This window comes from Kitasatospora sp. NPDC091257 (assembly GCF_044757675.1).
GTDB lineage: Bacteria > Actinomycetota > Actinomycetes > Streptomycetales > Streptomycetaceae > Kitasatospora > Kitasatospora lactacystinica.
Genome location: NZ_JBIVVI010001481.1, coordinates 1 through 1,914, shown reverse-complemented (window position 1 = coordinate 1,914; position 1,914 = coordinate 1). Strand labels below are relative to the sequence as shown.

Annotated in this window: 1 protein-coding gene; it reads right to left on the bottom strand. The window is 71.2% G+C overall.

The genetic code is table 11. The annotated features are described in order from the left end of the window. Positions 1 to 72 precede the first annotated feature (72 nt). A partial coding sequence (locus tag ACIQOV_RS39545; protein WP_401055739.1) for a glycosyltransferase family 2 protein occupies positions 73 to 1,914 on the bottom strand: 1,842 nt, incomplete at its 5' end.

The following is a 1,914-nucleotide window of genomic DNA, read 5'->3' as shown; positions in this document are numbered from 1 at the left end:
GGCGGGGCTGGGCTGGGGGCCGGGGCTGCTCGGGGTGGGCTCTGTTCGGTGGGCGGGCGTCCGTGGGTGCTGTCAGTGGGGGGACGTGCCGCTGCCGGCGTGGTCGGGTGCGGGGCGGTCGGGTGCAGGCCGGGTGGGCGACGAGTCCGGTGCCGTGCGTGCGGGCGGCGAGGTCCGGGGGTCGCGGGCGTGGCGCGGGCGGCGCTTCTCCAGGAGGACCGTCGGGGTGGCCGTCGGGCCGCCGGTGACGGTGAGGTTGGCGGTGGGGCGGGTCCGGCGGCGGCGGACGGCGTCGCCGGCGGTGATCAGGACCGGCAGGAGGGTGAGCACCAGGGCGATCCAGGCCCAGGCGCGCATCGCGGCGTGGTCGTAGCCGGTGACGTAGGAGGCGATGATCGCGCCGCCGAACACCAGCGTCCAGAACAGGTGGAAGCGGAAGGTGCCGAGCCGGTCGGCGCTGGCCGAGCGGCCCTTGGGCGTCACCACGAAGCGGCTGCGCACTCGCAGCAGCGACTGGAGCAGCGAGGCCGCGTAGACCGGGCCGCAGAGCGCCGACATCACCATCCCGGCGACCCCGGAGGAGCCGGCCGGCTCGTGCGGGCTCACGTTGTGCTTGCGGTTCCAGGTGTAGAGCAGGAGCTGGAGCGCGGCGGCGTCGCTGTAGAGCATCATCCAGATCTCCGAGGAGACGTGCACGCCCGATGCGCCGAAGCCCAGGTAGAGGACGCTGGACAGGCCGCCGAGCAGCCAGGTGAGCGCCGCCATCGGGTAGAAGCCCACCATCAGCGTGTAGTTGAGCAGCCGCCCGGGGGACAGCTGCCACAGCACCCGCCAGTACTGGGTGAAGAGGGTCTCGTAGGTGCCGCGGCTCCAGCGCAGTTGCTGGGAGAAGAAGTCGGTCCAGGAGGACGGTCCTTCGCCGACCGCGAGCACGTCCGGGGTGTACACGGACTTCCAGCGTTCCCCGGTCTCCGGGTTTCGGCTGCGGTGGAACTCCAGACCGGTCGCCATGTCCTCGGTGATGGAGTCGTACAACCCGCCGATCGACTGGAGCGCGCTGATTCTGACGGCGTTGTTGGTGCCCACGAACATGGGCGCGCCGTAACGGTTTCCGGCGCGTTGGACGAGGGCGTGGAAGAGGTACTGCTGGCTCTCGGAGAATTTGGTGACGGCCGAGCCCGAACTGCGGTAGTTCCCGTACACCTGGGGGCCGACCACGAATGCCACGTCGGGGTCGCGGAAGTAGCCGAGCATCCGCTCGCAGAAGTCCGGCAGCGGAACGTGGTCGGTGTCCACGGACACCCAGAACTCGTAGTCGTCGCCGTGGGCCTGGAGCCAGGCGTTGTAGTTGCCGTGCTTGGTGCCGGCGCGGAACCTGCCCTTCGGCCGGTTCCACTGCGGCCGGCCGGCGCGGCTGAAGTGCCGCACGCCCAGCTCGGCGCAGAGCTCCCGCATTGCAGGATCGTTTCCCTCGTCCAACAACCAGACGTCGTAGGGTCCGTTGTGCCGTACGGCGCGGGCCGCGGTCAGCGTGGCCCGGACCATCTCCGGCGGCTCCTTGTCCGGCACGCAGGTGGTGAGGAAGGCGACCCGGGTGCCGGGCACCGGCGTCACCGGGACCGGGTCACGGGCGACCAGCGTGGCATGGGTGTTGGAGACGACGTTGACCAGCCGGAACACCTCGACGACGGCGATGATGCCGATCATCACCTTGTCGCCGAGCAGCACCAGGGCGTTCGTCTCGTCCAGCCGTTCGGGCCAGTGCTCCGGCAGCAGCAGCCAGACCAGCAGCACCGCCTCCACCACCGGGGCGGCGACCATCAGCAGCGCAGCGCGGATCCGGTGCGGCTCGCGGCGCAGCAGGCTGCGGTACCGGACGCGGTAGGGGGCCGCGGGCGGTGGCTCGTACGGGGG